Annotated in this window: 20 protein-coding genes and 1 other RNA gene; 15 read left to right on the top strand and 6 right to left on the bottom strand. The window is 58.8% G+C overall.

What is annotated here, in order from left to right:
• The first annotated feature begins 22 nt into the window (after positions 1-22).
• The 4 genes from ACP15F_RS10945 (at position 23) to ACP15F_RS10930 (ending at position 2,628) form a co-directional block, all read left to right on the top strand.
• On the top strand, positions 23-892 hold the full coding sequence (locus ACP15F_RS10945) for a 50S ribosomal protein L11 methyltransferase (protein ID WP_424940824.1): 870 nt from the start codon (positions 23-25) through the stop codon (positions 890-892).
• 109 nt (positions 893-1,001) lie between these two features.
• Positions 1,002-1,349, top strand: coding sequence for a hypothetical protein (locus ACP15F_RS10940; protein WP_424940823.1), 348 nt, complete (start codon positions 1,002-1,004; stop codon positions 1,347-1,349).
• 239 nt (positions 1,350-1,588) lie between these two features.
• Positions 1,589-1,912, top strand: a complete 324-nt coding sequence (locus ACP15F_RS10935) for a 2Fe-2S iron-sulfur cluster-binding protein (RefSeq protein ID WP_424940822.1) — start codon at positions 1,589-1,591, stop codon at positions 1,910-1,912.
• Complete coding sequence (locus tag ACP15F_RS10930; protein ID WP_424940821.1) at positions 1,912-2,628, top strand: FG-GAP repeat domain-containing protein; 717 nt, start codon at positions 1,912-1,914, stop codon at positions 2,626-2,628. The genes ACP15F_RS10935 and ACP15F_RS10930 overlap by 1 nt, the downstream gene beginning before the upstream one ends.
• A gap of 103 nt (positions 2,629-2,731) precedes the next feature.
• Here ACP15F_RS10930 and purD read toward each other — a convergent pair whose 3' ends face one another.
• Positions 2,732-3,994, bottom strand: a complete 1,263-nt coding sequence (gene purD, locus ACP15F_RS10925; RefSeq protein ID WP_424940820.1) for a phosphoribosylamine--glycine ligase — start codon at positions 3,992-3,994, stop codon at positions 2,732-2,734.
• 59 nt (positions 3,995-4,053) lie between these two features.
• Here purD and ACP15F_RS10920 point away from each other — a divergent pair, with 59 nt between their 5' ends.
• Together ACP15F_RS10920 and xseA are read left to right on the top strand one after the other, a co-directional pair.
• Complete coding sequence (locus ACP15F_RS10920; RefSeq protein WP_424940819.1) at positions 4,054-4,704, top strand: glycine-rich domain-containing protein; 651 nt, start codon at positions 4,054-4,056, stop codon at positions 4,702-4,704.
• Between the two features lies 1 nt (position 4,705).
• Positions 4,706-6,286, top strand: a complete 1,581-nt coding sequence (xseA, locus tag ACP15F_RS10915) for an exodeoxyribonuclease VII large subunit (RefSeq protein WP_424940818.1) — start codon at positions 4,706-4,708, stop codon at positions 6,284-6,286.
• A gap of 10 nt (positions 6,287-6,296) precedes the next feature.
• On the opposite strand, the gene ACP15F_RS10910 is transcribed toward xseA, so the two are convergent.
• A complete protein-coding gene (locus ACP15F_RS10910; RefSeq protein ID WP_424940817.1) occupies positions 6,297-7,253 on the bottom strand; it encodes a pseudouridine synthase in 957 nt (318 codons plus the stop codon).
• Between the two features lie 71 nt (positions 7,254-7,324).
• Between ACP15F_RS10910 and ACP15F_RS10905 the strand changes: the two genes are divergently transcribed.
• From ACP15F_RS10905 to rpmG, 7 genes are all read left to right on the top strand, one after another.
• On the top strand, positions 7,325-7,780 hold the full coding sequence (locus ACP15F_RS10905; RefSeq protein ID WP_424940816.1) for a nucleoside deaminase: 456 nt from the start codon (positions 7,325-7,327) through the stop codon (positions 7,778-7,780).
• Between the two features lie 95 nt (positions 7,781-7,875).
• A complete protein-coding gene (gatC, locus tag ACP15F_RS10900; protein ID WP_108857251.1) occupies positions 7,876-8,163 on the top strand; it encodes an Asp-tRNA(Asn)/Glu-tRNA(Gln) amidotransferase subunit GatC in 288 nt (95 codons plus the stop codon).
• A gap of 12 nt (positions 8,164-8,175) precedes the next feature.
• Positions 8,176-9,657, top strand: a complete 1,482-nt coding sequence (gene gatA / locus ACP15F_RS10895; protein ID WP_424940815.1) for an Asp-tRNA(Asn)/Glu-tRNA(Gln) amidotransferase subunit GatA — start codon at positions 8,176-8,178, stop codon at positions 9,655-9,657.
• Positions 9,658-9,699: 42 nt separating this feature from the next.
• Positions 9,700-10,446 (top strand): hypothetical protein, encoded by a 747-nt coding sequence (locus tag ACP15F_RS10890; protein WP_424940814.1) that lies wholly within the window; start codon positions 9,700-9,702, stop codon positions 10,444-10,446.
• Positions 10,446-11,096, top strand: coding sequence for an N-acetylmuramoyl-L-alanine amidase (locus ACP15F_RS10885; RefSeq protein ID WP_424940813.1), 651 nt, complete (start codon positions 10,446-10,448; stop codon positions 11,094-11,096). The genes ACP15F_RS10890 and ACP15F_RS10885 overlap by 1 nt, the downstream gene beginning before the upstream one ends.
• A 119-nt stretch (positions 11,097-11,215) precedes the next feature.
• Positions 11,216-11,606, top strand: an RNA gene (gene rnpB / locus ACP15F_RS10880) — RNase P RNA component class A.
• A 176-nt stretch (positions 11,607-11,782) separates the two neighbouring features.
• Positions 11,783-11,950, top strand: a complete 168-nt coding sequence (rpmG, locus tag ACP15F_RS10875) for a 50S ribosomal protein L33 (protein ID WP_008034579.1) — start codon at positions 11,783-11,785, stop codon at positions 11,948-11,950.
• Positions 11,951-12,007: 57 nt separating this feature from the next.
• Here rpmG and ACP15F_RS10870 read toward each other — a convergent pair whose 3' ends face one another.
• From ACP15F_RS10870 to ACP15F_RS10860, 3 genes are all read right to left on the bottom strand, one after another.
• Positions 12,008-12,712 carry an SGNH/GDSL hydrolase family protein gene (locus tag ACP15F_RS10870; protein WP_424940812.1) on the bottom strand — a complete coding sequence of 235 codons (705 nt, stop codon included), beginning with the start codon at positions 12,710-12,712 and terminating at the stop codon, positions 12,008-12,010.
• Positions 12,713-12,784: 72 nt separating this feature from the next.
• Positions 12,785-13,501, bottom strand: coding sequence for a Bax inhibitor-1/YccA family protein (locus ACP15F_RS10865; protein WP_424940811.1), 717 nt, complete (start codon positions 13,499-13,501; stop codon positions 12,785-12,787).
• Positions 13,502-13,610: 109 nt separating this feature from the next.
• Positions 13,611-13,823, bottom strand: coding sequence for a DUF1127 domain-containing protein (locus ACP15F_RS10860; RefSeq protein WP_424940810.1), 213 nt, complete (start codon positions 13,821-13,823; stop codon positions 13,611-13,613).
• A 123-nt stretch (positions 13,824-13,946) separates the two neighbouring features.
• Here ACP15F_RS10860 and ACP15F_RS10855 point away from each other — a divergent pair, with 123 nt between their 5' ends.
• Positions 13,947-14,798 (top strand): LysR family transcriptional regulator, encoded by an 852-nt coding sequence (locus tag ACP15F_RS10855; RefSeq protein WP_424940809.1) that lies wholly within the window; start codon positions 13,947-13,949, stop codon positions 14,796-14,798.
• A gap of 15 nt (positions 14,799-14,813) precedes the next feature.
• Here the strand turns inward: ACP15F_RS10855 and ACP15F_RS10850 are convergent, their stop codons facing one another.
• The gene (locus tag ACP15F_RS10850) at positions 14,814-15,785 is read right to left on the bottom strand and encodes an NADPH:quinone oxidoreductase family protein (RefSeq protein ID WP_424940808.1); all 972 of its coding nucleotides are present in this window, start codon (positions 15,783-15,785) and stop codon (positions 14,814-14,816) included.
• Between the two features lie 299 nt (positions 15,786-16,084).
• Here ACP15F_RS10850 and ACP15F_RS10845 point away from each other — a divergent pair, with 299 nt between their 5' ends.
• Positions 16,085-16,453 (top strand): helix-turn-helix domain-containing protein, encoded by a 369-nt coding sequence (locus tag ACP15F_RS10845; protein WP_424940807.1) that lies wholly within the window; start codon positions 16,085-16,087, stop codon positions 16,451-16,453.

The following is a 16,453-nucleotide window of genomic DNA, read 5'->3' as shown; positions in this document are numbered from 1 at the left end:
GGCTTGTTTGAAAGGACACAACATGCCCACCTGGACCGCTTTGACCACCCTTAACGGACAAGATGCCGCCGAGGCCCTTGGGGCCGCAATGGAACACCTTGTGCCGGAACCCACGGGTGTCGGTGTGTTCGAGATCGAAGATGACAGCGGCATTTGGGAAGTCGGAGGGTATTTCGTCGAAGAACCCGACGCTGCTGGGTTGGCATTGCTTGCTTCGATGCATGGCGCGAATGACTTCAGCGTGTCCGAACTGCCCGAAGTTGACTGGGTCGCGCATGTCAAACGCGAATTGGCACCGGTCGAAGCAGGCCGTTTCTTCGTTTATGGAAGTCACGACGCTGCATCCCTGCCGGAAGACAAGATTGGACTGCTGATTGATGCGGCGATGGCTTTTGGCACCGGGCATCACGGGACGACCTTGGGCTGTCTGCGGGCGTTGGATCATTTGGCTCAAGACGGGTTTGTGGGCGAAAACGTGGCTGATATCGGCTGTGGCACAGCCGTTCTTGCGATGGCCGCTGCTAAGATCTGGCCGAACACCGTGATTGCAAGCGACATTGATGAGGTTGCTGTGGATGTCGCCCGCGCCAATGTTGCGGCAAACGCCCTTGAGAAACGCGTTCTGTGCGTTGAGGCCGCCGGGTTCGGTGCGGAAGATATTTCGTCAAAGGCTCCGTTCGATCTTGTATTTGCGAATATTCTGAAAGGACCGTTGATCGGTTTGGCACCGGATATGGGGCGGAATATTGGCGAAAACGGCTATGCGATCTTGTCAGGGATTCTTAACCCTCAGGCTGAAGATGTGCTGAAAAGCTACAATCAAAACGGGTTCGATTTGGTGAATCGTGAAGAGATCGGAGACTGGACGACGTTGATTTTGCGGAAAAAATGATAAAATTGTGGCAAGAAACAATCGGTTTCCTAGCAAATGCCTTAAAATTGCTTTAATCTGTTAAGCGCTGCATAACTATTACTGGCTCATCAACTGGGGGAAGTTGAACATGGCCGAAACTCAAGTACGAGATTTTCGAAAACGCATTCGGCAAATTGATCGCCGTCATAACAAAATTGCCCGGGGTTACGTCCAGCTTGTGGAACGTGACGGGCTGTTGGTTCCAAAGGAAAAAAGCTTCAAAAGCCGCGGCTTCCCGCTGCGCGCTATTGTGATCGCCCTTGTCGGACTTGTCCTATTTAAAGGGATACTGGTCAGTCAGGTCGGCCTCTCCAGCTATTCGACACGGCTTGAAAGCCTCGCCGAAGGTGGAGCAATTGAAAAAGCCGGCGCGTGGCTGATGCAAGTTGACCCGTTCACGCTGGCAGTGGCCCAATACTTTACGGGGCTGTTCTAAAACTACATTCTGTTCCCGCGATCAGAATACTTACCCATCCGGATAGCTCCGGGTGGGTTTGTCGTATTGGCCCCTAAAAAACGAGCTTGTGAAAACCGTGCGACATTTTTCGCCGCTTTTGGGCTCGAAATAAGGTGATATCGTTGCTATCTGGTCTGTCGAATGAACAGCCAGCAAGCGGTGCGACTAGTGGTAAACCCACTGCGCCGCCTGCAATCCGCCAATAAGGGAGAAGCCACATGGCGAAGATCACCTATATCGAGCACAACGGAACCGAACACGTCGTGGACGTTGCCCCCGGCCTGACCGTCATGGAAGGCGCCCGTGACAACAACGTTCCCGGGATCGAAGCAGATTGCGGCGGAGCCTGCGCCTGTTCGACCTGCCATGTCTATGTCGACAACGCCTGGGTCGAAAAGATCCCCGCGAAGGATGCTATGGAAGAAGACATGCTAGATTTCGCGTTCGAGCCCGATGCGGCACGTTCGCGTCTGACCTGCCAGATCAAAGTCACCGATGAGCTTGATGGTCTGGTTGTTCACATGCCCGAAAAGCAGATCTGATGCGCGGCATTAAAGCCGCCCTCATATCCATCTGTCTGGCCGCACCCGCTGCGGCCGACATTGCCTCGGCCCGCTATGTCGAGCCGACTGACCGCTATGGGCACGGCGCTGTGCCCGGCGGAGAATACGGTGCGCTTGAAGTGACCCTTGATAATGGATCGCGGCTTGTGTCGCGCGTATCAGGTGGAGTTTTCGAAGATACCTCGCCACGCCTGCACGACTTCGATGGCGATGGGGCCCCTGAAGTCGTGACAGTATTCAGTGGCGACAACACCGGCGCGATGGTCCGTATCTACGGGCTGCAGGACGGTTCACTGTCAGCGCTCGGCAGCAACGCCCCAATCGGCACCCGTCACCGCTGGTTGGCTGTAGCTGGAATTGCAGATTTTAACGGCGACGGGCTGGATGAAATCGCCTATGTTGACCGTCCCCACCTTGCCCGCCGTTTGCGGCTGGTGACGGTGGATGCATCACAAACACCGTTCGGCTTTAAAGAAATCGCGTCTGTGGGTGGGCTGACCAATCACAAATATGGCAGTCCTGATATCGAAGGCGGCGTGCGCATCTGTCCTGACCAAGCGCCCGTGGTCGTCACCGCCAGCGCCAACTGGTCGCGCGTGATGGAAGCGCGCTTGATCGATGGAGAATTCGAGATCGCCCCGATCGGCAAGTACAGCGATCCAAGTAGCCTAACCGCAGCACTTCGCTGCGACTGACTTCATTTTCTTACCAAAAATATCCTGGGGGAGCGTGTCCCGATAGGGGCGCGTGGGGGCAAAGCCCCCTACAGGCTCACGACACGAACCAATCGTCGCAGTACTAAAGTGCGCGCCAACCAATGTCCGAACGATTGAAACCCTCGGGCCAATCGATGCCCTCGATCATCGCATAAGCCCGGTCGCGAGCTTCTTGCAGGCTGTCGCCGCGAGCGGTGACATTCAAAACCCGTCCGCCTGAAGCGGTGATCTTGCCGTCAACTTCGGTCGTGCCCGCATGGAACACCATGTTCTTGGAATCTTCGGGCAGTGCGTCCAACCCGTTGATCACCGAGCCCTTCTCATAGGAACCCGGATAGCCATTCGCCGCCATTACGACGGTCATCGCGTGATCATCTGCCCAGTTCACCTGAGCCTCATCCAAACGCTCCTCGGCGCAGGCCAGCATCAGGTCCAGCGCTTGTGCGCCAAGACGCATCATCAGCACCTGACATTCCGGATCGCCAAAACGCACGTTGTATTCCACTAGGCGCGCCTGACCGTCCTTGATCATGAAGCCTGCATAAAGCACGCCCTGATATGGCGTGCCACGTTTGGCCATCTCGTCCACGGTCGGCTGCACGATTTCGCGCATGGCGCGGGCAGCGATCTCGTCTGTCAGAACCGGCGCAGGCGAATAGGCACCCATGCCACCCGTGTTCAGCCCGGTGTCCCCGTCACCTACACGCTTGTGGTCCTGTGCAGTCCCGATGGGCAGAGCAGTCTTGCCGTCGCAGAGGATGAAGTACGAGGCTTCTTCGCCCTCCATGAATTCTTCGATCACGACCTCGGCGCCCGCGCCACCAAAGGCGCCGCCGAACATGTCGTCGATGGCGTCCAGCGCAGTTTGGTCGTCCATCGCAACGATCACACCCTTACCGGCAGCCAACCCGTCGGCCTTGACCACAATAGGTGCGCCCTGTTCGCGGATGTAAGCCTTGGCGGCCTCGGCGTCCGTGAAATGGCCGTAAGCCGCTGTGGGCGCATTGGCTGCGTCACAGATTTCCTTGGTGAAGCTTTTCGACGCTTCCAGCTTTGCAGCCTCGGCAGACGGGCCGAACACTTTAATGCCCGCCTCGCGCAGACGATCAGCGACACCGTTGGCCAAAGGTGCCTCGGGCCCAACGATCACGAAGTCGATCGTGTTTTCCTGAGCGAAGGTTGCAACCGCGCCACCATCCTCGATATCCAGTTTCGCGCATTCCGCAATCTGCGCCATGCCCGCGTTGCCCGGAGCCACAATCAGCCGGTCACATTTCGGGTTCTGCATCACTGCCCATGCCAGCGCATGTTCACGCCCGCCGCTGCCCAGAATAAGGATGTTCATGGATGCTCTCCCTGTATAAGTTGTGGGTGAAATACAGAAGCAGCAGGGCCTCGACAAGCATGCAGAGCGAAAACCTTTGGAAAGCCATCCAAGCCCATCAGTTTGACGTACCGGGAGCGGACCTCCCATTTTCCCGGAAACTTGCAAATACTGAGAGTTGGAGTGACGAATTCACTCTTGGTGCAATTGAAGAGTACCGCCGGTTTTTGTTTCTGTCACAGCTCTCGGATAAGCCCGTTACGCCGTCCGATGTGGTCGACAAAGTATGGCATTTGCACATGACCTATACGCGCGACTATTGGGATGTGATGTGCAAAACAGTCTTGGGCAAGCCGCTTCATCACGAACCGGGGATGCAAAGTGCGGACAGCGCGCGTTTCGCCGAGCAATTCAGCCATACCAAGGCGCTCTATCACGCCACCTTTGGAAGTCCGGCTCCGGTCGCGTATTGGGGCCCTCCGCCTCCGCCGCGCGCGTCGAAGTTCCGCATTCTGATTGCGACCTTGGTTTCAGCAGGGGTGGCTTGGGCTGGCATCATGACTGGCGACGGTGTGTATATCGCCATGAGCTTGGTCTTCGCATTTTGCGGATGGTTCTATATTTCCGGCGTTCTTATCGCGGGCAAACCGATTTCGGCTCATATGAAAACGGGGAACAACCCGACTGGTTGCACAACGAGCTGCGGAGACGGCGGATGCGGAGGAGACTGAGATGGACCTGATCGACGATCCCCAGCCGGGTGAAAACACGCCCGAGTTTACCGTTTCCGAAATCTCCGGCGCGGTGAAAAAGACCATTGAGGGCGCGTTTGGTCGCGTCCGGGTGCGCGGCGAAGTCGGCCGCGTGATGCTGGCACGTTCGGGGCACCTTTACTTTGACGTCAAAGACGACCGATCCGTGATTGCGGCGGTCAGCTGGAAAGGCCAGGTCAGCCGTCTGTCGATCATGCCGGAAGAAGGGATGGAGGTCATCGTCTCGGGCAAGATCACCACATTTGGCAGCCAGTCGAAATACCAGATCAATGTCGATGATGTTGTGGTCGCGGGCGAAGGCGCGTTGATGGCGATGTTGGAAAAGCGCAAGAAAGCGCTGGCTGCCGAGGGTCTTTTCGCCCCTGAACGCAAGAAAAAGATCCCTTTCCTGCCCGAGGTGATCGGGGTTGTAACCTCGCCATCTGGGGCAGTGATCCGCGATATTCTGCACCGACTGCGTGATCGCTTTCCGCGCAAAGTGCTTATCTGGCCCGTTGCAGTGCAGGGGGACGTCTGTGCGCCGCAAGTGGCAGCGGCCATCGAAGGTTTCAATCGCATGACACCGGGCGGAGCACTGCCGCGCCCCGATTTGCTGATTGTTGCGCGGGGTGGTGGCTCGATCGAAGACCTATGGGGTTTTAACGAAGAGAATGTCGCGCGGGCTGCTGCGGGATCGGACATCCCTCTGATTTCGGCTGTCGGGCACGAGACCGACACGACGCTGATCGACTTTGTGTCTGACCTGCGCGCGCCGACACCCACGGCCGCTGCGGAACACGCCGTTCCGGTTCGGCTGGAGCTATTGGCGTGGACGGAAGAGCAGGGAACCCGCCTGACACGCGCGTTAGAGCAAGGTGTTAGCCAACGCAGTCAACGCCTGCGCGATCTTTCCCGTGCCTTGCCTCGCGCGGACAGTTTGCTGGATGGGCCGCGCCAGAGGTTGGACACCGCGGGCCTTAAACTTCCCGTGGCACTGACGCAGATGACGCAAGCGCGGCGGGTGAAGCTGAGCGAGGCCTCGGCTGGGTTGCGCCCTCGCGCCCTGACAGCGCGCCTTGCGCCGTTGCACGACAAGCTGGCAATGGCGACTAGCCGGCTTGGCCCGGGACTATCGCGTGGTACAGCTCAGCATCGACGCGAGCTTGACCGCCTAGCCGCGCGATTGGATTCTGGGCGCATTGCACAAGCCAATCAGCAGCGAAATCAAGCGCTTCAGGATGCATCAGCCCGGCTGGACAACGCCTATCTATCTGCCGTCACGCGTCAGAAAGACCGTCTGGCCGCGCTCGAGAGGATGCGCCAGACGTTGGGCTATACGGAAACTCTGAAACGCGGTTATGCAGTGGTGCGTGGCGATGGCGATGTGGTGACGACGCAGGATGCGGCCAGCAAGGCCAAGGCGTTGGAGATCGAATTTGCAGATGGGCGTTTGTCGTTGGATGGATCCGCGTCCGCCCCTGCCACAACGGCTCCGACGCCCAAACCTGCCCGCAAAGCAAAGCCCAAAAAAGACGCCCCGGATCAAGGGTCACTTTTCTAAGCTCTAAGTCTTATTTCTTGCGTGGTACCGGTCGGCCTTGTGGTTTGCCGCCAGCGTTCCGGTCGCGTGACCCGCCGCCACCAAAGCTTTTGCCCGTCGGACGTTGCCCCGGTTTTCCGCCGGGTTTTCCTCCAGAACGCCCCGCACCCTTGAATGCGGGCTTGGCACCCGGTTTGCTACCATGTTTACCACGTGGGATTTCAGCTCGCTTGCGAACGGGGGTTTTCTGCGGTGCTTCCATACCTAGTTGTTCACGCACGACGCGCTGGCGGATTTCCTCAACCTCACCCGCTTTCAATTCGCCCAGTTGGAACGGGCCATAGCTGACGCGCAGCAGGCGGTTCACCGACAGGCCGATCGCTTCCATCGCGCGGCGAATCTCGCGGTTCTTGCCCTCACGAATGCTGATGGTCAGCCACGCATTCGCACCCTGTTGCCGATCCAGCGAGATCGACATGGGTTGGAACCGTTCGCCATCGACGGTGATTCCCTTGCGCACGGGGGCCAGCATGTCGTCGGTCGGCTTGCCCTTCACCCGCACGCGATACTTGCGCGTCCACCCGGTCGAGGGCAACTCTAGCTTACGCTTTACGCCGCCGTCATTGGTCAGAAGCAGCAGCCCTTCCGAGTTCAAATCGAGCCGCCCAACGCTCATCACGCGCGGCATGTCTTCGGGTAGTTTGTCGAAAACCGTCTCGCGGCCCTTTTCGTCCTTGGCCGTTGTCACCAACCCCGTGGGCTTATGATACAGCCAGATGCGCGGGGGCTCTGGCTCGGCCACAGGTTTGTCATCCACAAAGATCTTGTCCTTGGGGGTCACATTCAGGGCTGGGCTGTCGATCACAGTGCCGTTGACGCTGACGCGTCCGGCTTCGATCATGCGTTCGGCTTCGCGGCGGCTGGCAATGCCTGCACGCGAGAGAACCTTGGCGATCCGGTCGCCAGCTGGGGTGGGTTTATCCGTCATACCCCCGCATAGCGTGCGCCGCGCGAAAGGGGAAGCCTTGGCAATCGCTTGCAGGGCAGGCATGAAGGGGCATGACCCGTTTCAAAAGCCATATGGAGGCCGCCATGGCCGAGGCTCGCGCCGCCGCAGATCGCGGCGAGGTGCCGGTGGGGGCCGTGCTGGTCGCGCCGGACGGCTCGGTGGTGGCGCAGGCGGGCAATCGCACCCGCGAGCTGAACGATCCTACGGCGCATGCCGAGATCCTTGTGATCCGCAAGGGCTGTGCCCAAGCGGGGTCCGAACGGCTGCCGGGCTATGACCTCTACGTCACGCTGGAGCCCTGTCCGATGTGCGCAACCGCCCTGTCGGCAGCGCGGATCCGGCGCATTTACTATGGCGCTGCGGATCCCAAATCGGGTGGTGTCGCCCATGGCCCGCGCATCTTCAGCCACCCGCAATGTCATCACGTGCCGGAAGTCTATGACGGGATTGCGGCCGAAGAATCCGAAGCACTTTTGAAAACCTTCTTTGCAGCAAAGCGGGATTGAGCCACTGCAACTCCCCGCACCGCTTGCAGCCTGACGTCCCGCGCGATAAATGACTGGGCAACGCGCCCACGCGCAAACACATCCGGAGACACCTTATGTCGATTGATATCGAAACCGCGCGCAAGGTTGCGCATTTGGCCCGCATCAAGGTCGAAGACGACCGCCTGCCGGAGCTGGCCGAGAACTTCAATGCGATCCTCGGGTTCATCGAACAGCTGAACGAAGTTGATGTGGAGGGTGTCGAACCGATGACCTCGGTCACGCCGATGCGCCTGAAACGCCGTGAAGACGTGGTGACGGATGGCGGCATGCCGGAAAAAATCCTGTCCAACGCACCGGATGCCCGCGAAGGCTTCTTCGCGGTTCCGAAAGTTGTCGAATAAGGGGGCAGGGATATGACTGAGCTGAATAAACTGACGATTGCCGATGCCCGTGACGCGCTGCGTAAGGGCGATGTGACCTCGACCGAGATCACCGAGGCCTGCCTGACCGAAATCGAAGGCGCCGGTGCGCTGGGCGCTTTCGTGCACAACACTCCTGAGTTGGCGCGCGAGCAGGCGAAAGCCGCTGATGCGCGTATTCAGGCTGGCGACGCCCCTGATATGTGCGGCATCCCGCTGGGCATCAAGGATCTGTTCTGCACCAAGGGTGTTCCCTCGCAGGCGGCCTCGAAAATCCTCGATGGCTTCAAGCCGGAATACGAATCGACCGTTAGCCAGAGCCTGCTGGATGCGGGCACTGTGATGCTGGGCAAGTTGAACATGGACGAATTCGCCATGGGCTCGTCCAATGAGACCTCGGTTTACGGCAACGCTGTGAACCCGTGGAAAGTGGACGACCGCGATCTGACCCCCGGTGGTTCGTCGGGTGGCTCGGCTTCGGCTGTGGCTGCTGACCTGTGTCTGGCGGCAACCGGCACCGACACCGGCGGCTCGATCCGCCAGCCTGCTGCTTTCACCGGCATCACTGGCATCAAGCCCACCTATGGGCGTTGCTCGCGCTGGGGCATCGTGGCCTTTGCCTCGTCGCTGGATCAGGCAGGACCGATGACCAAATCTGTGCGCGATGCGGCGATTATGCTGGAAGCCATGTGTGGCCATGACGCGAAGGATTCGACCAGCGCCGACATTCCGGTGCCGAATTTCGAAGCCATGCTGACCGGCGACATCAAAGGTAAGAAAATCGGGATCCCGAAAGAATACCACATGGAGGGCATCCCCGCCGAGATCGAGAAGCTGTGGGCTGATGGTGCTGATATGCTGCGCGACGCAGGTGCCGAGATCGTCGACATCTCGCTACCGCACACGAAATACGCGCTGCCTGCGTATTACGTGATTGCGCCTGCTGAAGCGTCGTCGAACCTTGCCCGCTATGACGGTGTGAAATACGGCCACCGTGCCAAGCTGGAAGCGGGTGATGGCATCAATGAGATGTACGAGAAAACCCGCGCCGAAGGCTTCGGCGACGAAGTGCAGCGCCGCGTGATGGTCGGCACCTATGTGCTGTCGGCTGGCTTCTACGACGCCTACTATAACCGTGCCCGTCGCGTGCGCGCATTGATCAAGAAAGACTTCGATGATGTCTTTGCTGCAGGCGTGGACGCGATCCTGACCCCGGCGACGCCCTCGTCGGCCTTTGGTCTGGGCGAGATGAAGGATGCCGATCCTGTAAAGATGTATCTAAACGACGTCTTTACTGTGACCGTGAACCTTGCCGGTCTGCCGGGCATTTCGATCCCTGCGGGTCTGGATGCTCAGGGGCTGCCCCTTGGTCTGCAGCTGATCGGTCGCCCGTGGGAAGAAGGCGATCTGCTGAATATCGCCCACGAGGTCGAGGCCCGTGCTGGCTTTGTGGCGAAGCCTTCGAAATGGTGGTAAAACGCGCCCCATTGGCGTGACCGAAACCCTAAGGAGCCTGCGATGCGCATCACTGTTGGACTTGCCTTTCTCGGCCTGATGGCCGGATGTGTCGCCCCTGTGCCAGACAGCCGGTCGCCGGATGGTTTGGCGGGGCGGGCTGCTGCTGTCGGGGCCGATGGCCAGCCTTTGTCGGCCTTTGGGGACGATAGTTCAGTTAACGCTGCACCGACGGCGGCCTCTGAAGCGGCGGGCATCTCCGATGAACAGGATTTCGCCGCTGTTTCCGCCCGCGAGAGCATCGAAAGCGATGCGGCGCGTCTGGACGGTTACCGCGCGAATTACGAGCAAGTGCAGCCCGAGGCTTTGCCGGATCGACCTTCCGGCAATTCGGCCTCGATCGTGCAATATGCGTTGTCCACGACCAATTCGGTCGGGCAGTCCGTATATCAGCGTTCAGCCTTGTCCGGGGAATCACGCGCGCAGCGTAACTGTTCCCGCTACACCTCGGCCGATTTTGCCCAGATCGCATTCCTTGAAAGCGGCGGTCCGCAGCGTGACCGTTACGGGATTGACCCGGACGGAGATGGGTTCGCCTGCGCATGGGACCCAGCACCTTTCCGCGCAGCGCGCGGCGTGGCAACTACCCCTGTCGCCACCGAAGAAGCGGTCAGTGCGTCCGAGCTTGAAGCCATTGGCATTTCAACCCAGCCCACCACGACGACAGCCCCAACGCCTCCGATCGCACCTGTGCCTCCTGCGCAACCCGTTCCTTTGCCCGGCAATACGCTGAACATCTCGACCGAGTGATGCAGCACATTTCGCATCCATCCCCGAATTTCGGCCCGCGCCGGGATGGGTTGGTGCCGTCTTTAATTGTCCTGCATTACACCGCCATGGCGGATCCGGACGAGGCATTGGAACGCCTGTGTAGCCCAGAATACGAGGTGTCGGCGCACTATCTGATCCATCGCGATGGGCGGCTGTTTCAGATGGTCGATGAAGACGCGCGCGCATGGCATGCGGGTGCCGGATCGTGGGGCGGTTTGGATGACATCAACTCCCGCTCGATTGGTATCGAGATGGATAATGATGGAGCCTCACCGTTTTCCGATCCGCAAATGGCGACGCTTGAGGCGCTGCTGCCGGGCGTTATGAAACGATGGAATATCGCGCCCAAGGGCGTGATCGGCCACAGCGATATGGCACCAGGACGCAAAGTGGACCCGGGTCCCCGCTTTGACTGGGCACGTTTGGCACGACAAGGGCTTGCTGCGCGCTCGGGTGGCGCCAGCTCTGTCTCCGAGCTTTCGGCCGAAACCTTTCGCACCTGCGCAGGCAAGCTTGGCTACCCAACCGAGGTTGACGATACCGTTCTGCTGGCCGCTGTGCGCCTTCGTTACCGTCCGTGGGGGACAGGGCCGCTATCTGCAGAAGACCTCGCGGTTTTACCAGTCTGACCCTCTCTATTTTCTTACCTGATATATCCCGGGGTGAGCGGCCCCAGCCGCGAGGGGCAGCGCCCCTTTCGCCCTCGTGCCTTGACGCCACGGCTAAGCATATCTAAGTCCAGCCTTGCGCGGATGGCTGGATGACCGCGGGTGACTGTTGGGGCGTGCCCCTTCGTGACGCGAGGAAAGTCCGGACTCCACAAGGCAACGGTGCCGGGTAACGCCCGGCCGGGGAAACCCGAGGGAAAGCGCCACAGAGAACAGACAGCCTGCGCATGCGCGGGTTATGGTGAAACGGTGGGGTAAGAGCCCACCGCGCTTCTGGCAACAGCGGCGGCACGGCAAGCCCCACCGGGAGCAATGCCTAATAGGGATCGCGCGGGGTTAACCCCAGGGGTGTCTTGCCCCGAGCAGATCCGGGTTGGCAGCTTGAACCTGTTGGTAACAGCAGGTCTAGAGGAATGGTCATCCATGGTGGCAACACCGGGACAGAATCCGGCTTACAGGCCATCCGCGCAAATGATTCTGGCTGGTTTCAAACATCTAGGCCTCTGCGGGGATGTTTGTGACAAGAAAAAGCAGCGGGGCGCGGGATTCCTCTGCTTTGCGGTTGACTCGGGTTGGAATGGCGCTAAAAGGCGGGTTCCAGAGATTTACGCCGGGCGGCATGCGCCCGCCCGATAGGAGCTGTTGTTATGGCGAAGCCGACCACAATCAAAATCCGCCTGAACTCGACCGCGGATACCGGCCACTTCTATGTGACCAAGAAAAATGCACGCACCATGACCGAGAAAATGGTTGTCAAAAAGTACGACCCGGTTGTGCGCAAGCACGTTGAATACAAAGAAGGCAAGATCAAGTAAGATCGCCATTCTTTGGGTAAAGAGCCGTCCCTTTGGGGCGGCTTTTTTCGTTTGTGCCTAGCGGTGCAGGATTTGTGCGGCCACTTTACGTCCCAGAAGGTAATAGGCATTGGGCCCCGGGTGGAACCCGTCTTCGGCCATCATCTCGGGCGTTAAAGGTACGTCGAAGGGCATATAGTCTACCCCCATGGACGCGGCCTGTTCGGCAAGCGCATGGTCGAAGCGACGTGCTTGCAGGCCGAGAACCCAGCGCAGGGGATTGGGTAGCAGCGGGAAGCTTCCTATCGGAGGGATGCCGGTAGCGATCACGCGCTTCGCCCCCCATTTCTCGAAAAGAAGTGTGTAGAGTTCGGCTCGGCACGCGAGCAAGCGATAGAGCGGCATTTGACTGGTCACATCGTTCACCCCAAGCACGACCAGAACAATATCTGTCTGCTCGGGCGTTTGGGATTTCAACAGGGGCAGGGTGGTGCGGGTCGTCGAACCGGTCCGGGCCAGTAGGCGCCAGTTGACGTGATACGACGCGCCAAGCGCGCTTACGAGCTGCCCTGACAGCGCCTCGGTTTGATGGGGGGCACCAACCCCTGAGGCAGAGCTGTCGCCGACGATCATCAGCGACAGGTTAGGGCCGGTCCCCTGTGCTCCGAAACGATGCCCAGGCGGTTCGGGCAGCGTGGCTGCGGTCTTCCGTACCCTCAGCGCCTGAGCTGTCAGAAGCGGGCTGAGGATGAGCTTCGCGATGTTTTCAAACAACCGGTTCATAGGTTTACCTTAGCGCAACGAAAAAGGGCCGGTCACTAGGACCGGCCCCGAAAGCACGTCAACGTGTTCTGATTACTCGCGGTTGCCAAGGAACTGCAGCAGGAACATGAACAGGTTGATGAAGTCCAGATACAGGCTCAGTGCACCCATGATCGCAGATTTCGCCAGCCATTCGCTGTCCATAGCATGGGCATGCGCGAGATAGTCGGTCTTGATCTTCTGCGTGTCATAGGCGGTCAGGCCAGCAAAAATCAGGACACCGATCACCGAGATGGCGAAGTGGATCATCGACGAACCAATGAAGATGTTCACGATCGACGCGATGATGATGCCGATCAAACCCATGATCAGGAAGGTGCCCATCGGCCCAAGGTCACGCTTGGTCGTGTATCCGTACAGGCTGAGACCTGCGAAGGCGATTGCGGTGATCAGGAATGTCTGTGCGATGGACATCCCGGTGAAGATCACAAAGATATAGGCAATCGAGACGCCCATCACGGCCGAGAAGGTATAGAAGAACAGCTGTGCGCCAGCAGCGGACAGGCGGTTGATCATTGCGCCAAAGGCAAAAACCATGATCAGCGGGGCAAACATCACGATGTAACGGGTAAAGCCGGTGAACAGCGTTTCCATCATCGCGGCATTGTTGCCCACGGCCCAAGCGGCGGCGAAGGTCAGAAGCAGACCCACCGACATGGTGCCGTACACTTTGTTCATATGGGCGCGCAGCCCTTCGTCGATCGCGGCGCGTGTACCAGCGCCAGCGTGGATCGTGTCAAACTCAGCCATTTAGACCTCCAAGCAAACTTTCTTTGGCGGTCCCCGAAATAGAAACCGCCCTTGGCCGTTATATTGGCAAGGGCGGCGCAATTTTCAAGTGCTTAACAGCGTGAATTGGTCAGTGTTGCCAATGCGAAGGCACGTCCCAGATCGGGCGGTTGGCTTCGCTTTGTGCCTGTGCGCGGGTCAGGCCAAGATCGTCAAGACGCTGGGCGTCCAACTGTGACAGGGCCACGCGCTCGCGACGGGTCTGGATCACGGTTGCAAGCCACGCCAGCAGCGAGAAGTTGCGTTTTGCGGCTGGGGCATTTGTGCAGGTTACGGCGGTCATCTCGTCTCTCCTTCGTGTTTGCGATGAATGATGCTTGTTGCATCAAAATTCTTGATCGTTATGCTTGATCGAATGAGATAAGTAAAATGAATGATTTTGTACTAAATCATCACGGGAGGTGATATGCCGCGTAACCTTGACCTGACTGCTCTTCGCAGTTTTGCGACCGTAGCGGATGCCGGTGGTGTCACCCGCGCGGCCGGTCTTTTGCATCTGACGCAATCGGCGGTCTCCATGCAGTTGAAACGTCTCGAGGAAAGTCTGGGGCGTCCATTGCTGGACCGTTCGGGGCGTGGCGTGTCCCTAACCGCAGATGGCGAGCAACTGTTGGGGTATGCGCGCCGCATTCTGCGTCTGAATGACGAGGTATACGCACGTCTGACCGATCAAGCATTTGAGGGCGAGGTCGTTCTAGGCGTGCCAGCCGACGTCGTCTATCCAGCGATTCCAAAGGTTTTACGCCAATTCCACGCGGCCTATCCGCGGATGCGGGTCCAGCTGATCTCCTCGTATACCAGCCGATTGAAGGCGATGTTCGCGAGGGGGGAATGTGACGCCATTCTGACCACGGAAGAGGACATGGACGCGGGCGGCGAGACCTTGACCGCGTTGCCGCTGGTCTGGGTTGGGGCTCCGGGTGGGCAAGCGTGGCGGCAGCGTCCATTGCGCCTGGCATTCGAGCACAACTGCATTTTCCGCAAAGGGGTGCAGCAGGCGTTGGACGAGGCAGGCATCGCGTGGGAAATGGGGGTCGAAAGCGATTCGACCCGCACCATCGAGGCATCACTGTCTGCGGATCTCGCCGTTCATGCGGTGATCGAAGGCACGGTGCGCAGTGATCTGGACTTGGTCGACCACGGCGGCGCGCTGCCGGACCTCGCGGTGACGCAAGTGAACATGTATGCCGCCAAAAGCAGCAATCAGGCGATGGATGATCTGTTGGTCATGATCCGGCGCGCGTTTGACGAACTGTAGGGCACGGGATGGGGCCTAGATGTTCGGCCCCATCGTAACCACGACCTTGCCTGTGGACTTGCGGCTGCGCAAAAGCTCTAACGCATCCTCGGCCCGTTCAAGTGGCAGAGTGTGGCTGACATGCGGGTTGATCTTGCCATCGGCATACCAATCCAGAAGCTGGCGCAGGCTGTCGGTCAGAGCCTCAGGCTTGAACTTCAGATAGCCACCCCAGTACAGACCGATCGCGGTGATGTTCTTCACCAGCATGTGGTTGGGTTTCAGCTTGGGCATGTCGCCCGAGGCAAACCCGATATACAAAAACCTTCCGTCGGGATTGGTGGCGCGGAACGCGGCTTCGCCTTGCTCGCCACCGACAGCGTCATAGACTACGTCCGCCCCGCCAAGTGCTTTGACAACCTCGCGTATGTCTTCCGAGGTGCTGTCGATCACATGATCGGCGCCTGCGCGTTTGCAGATTTCCAGCTTATCCGCCCCGCGCGCGCAGGCGATAACCCGTGCGCCCATCACTTTTCCGATCTCGACGGCGGTCAAGCCAACTCCCCCGGCAGCCCCCAACACCAGCAATGTTTCACCGGGCTGAAGTCGAGCTTTGTAGTCCAGCGCCATATGGCTAGTGCCATATGCGATTTGGAACGCGGCTGCGTCCTCGAAACTCATGTTGTCGGGCAGGGGCAAGCAACGATTTGCCGGAAAAACGCCCTCATCTGCCAATCCATCTTTGCCGGAAAACACGACGACGCGGGTGCCCACGGCAGGTCCATCTGTGTCTGGGCCGAGCTCGGTCACAACGCCCGCTGGCTCCATCCCAAGGGAAAACGGAACCTCTGGAGTGTCTTGATAGGTTCCTTTTGTCATCAGAAGATCGGCGAAATTCAGCCCGCAGGCACGAATGTCGACACGGGCGTGTCCCGGTTGGATGGGCAAGGTGGGCAAATCGATTAATGTCGGGTGTTTGCCTAGCTCTGTAACGCGAAGTGTTTTCATGGGGCCTCCTGCCCGTGATGTAGCGTGGCCGCGTGAAAAAATCGAGAGGGGCTGAGCCAGCAGTTCTGACAGCTTTCAGTTAACGTGTGAAATTGCATTACTTTTATGAATATGTTAGACAAAGCTTGCGTGTTGATCGCACGGAATTATACCCGCAGTGGTGGTGAGCGAGTGTTCGAATTCGCCTAGGGTGCGGACCATATGTGATTGACGGTGTCATTCTTCATTCGCTGATGCAGCGGTTGATCAGTTGGAAGTAGGTAGGGCTGCCTAGCAGCGTGTTAACGAGGAGTAATTGGATGAAGCATCCTGTGGATATCCATGTAGGCAAACGTATCCGTCATCGGCGTTGGATGGTGGGAATGACTCAGCAGCAACTGGCTGAAAAAGTTGGCATCAAGTTTCAACAAATCCAGAAATATGAAACCGGTATGAACCGCGTATCGGCTTCCCGGCTTTGGGACATGGCTGCGGCGTTGTCTGTACCGGTCAACTTCTTTTTCGAGGGGTTGGAGAACCACGTGGATGAAACAGGCGAAGACACTTTGCCCGGCGATATCCTTGCAGATAAGGAAGCATTGGAGCTTGTACGCAGCTACTATGCCATTCCAGAGAATCAGCGCCGCCGTCTGTTCGAACTGGCCCGCGTTTTGTCGGATGTCGCCTGA

It is taken from the genome of Aliiroseovarius sp. S253 (assembly GCF_049800855.1).
Taxonomy (GTDB): domain Bacteria; phylum Pseudomonadota; class Alphaproteobacteria; order Rhodobacterales; family Rhodobacteraceae; genus Aliiroseovarius.
Note: the sequence above shows the minus strand (reverse complement) of the source record. Positions and strands in the feature narration are given on the sequence as shown.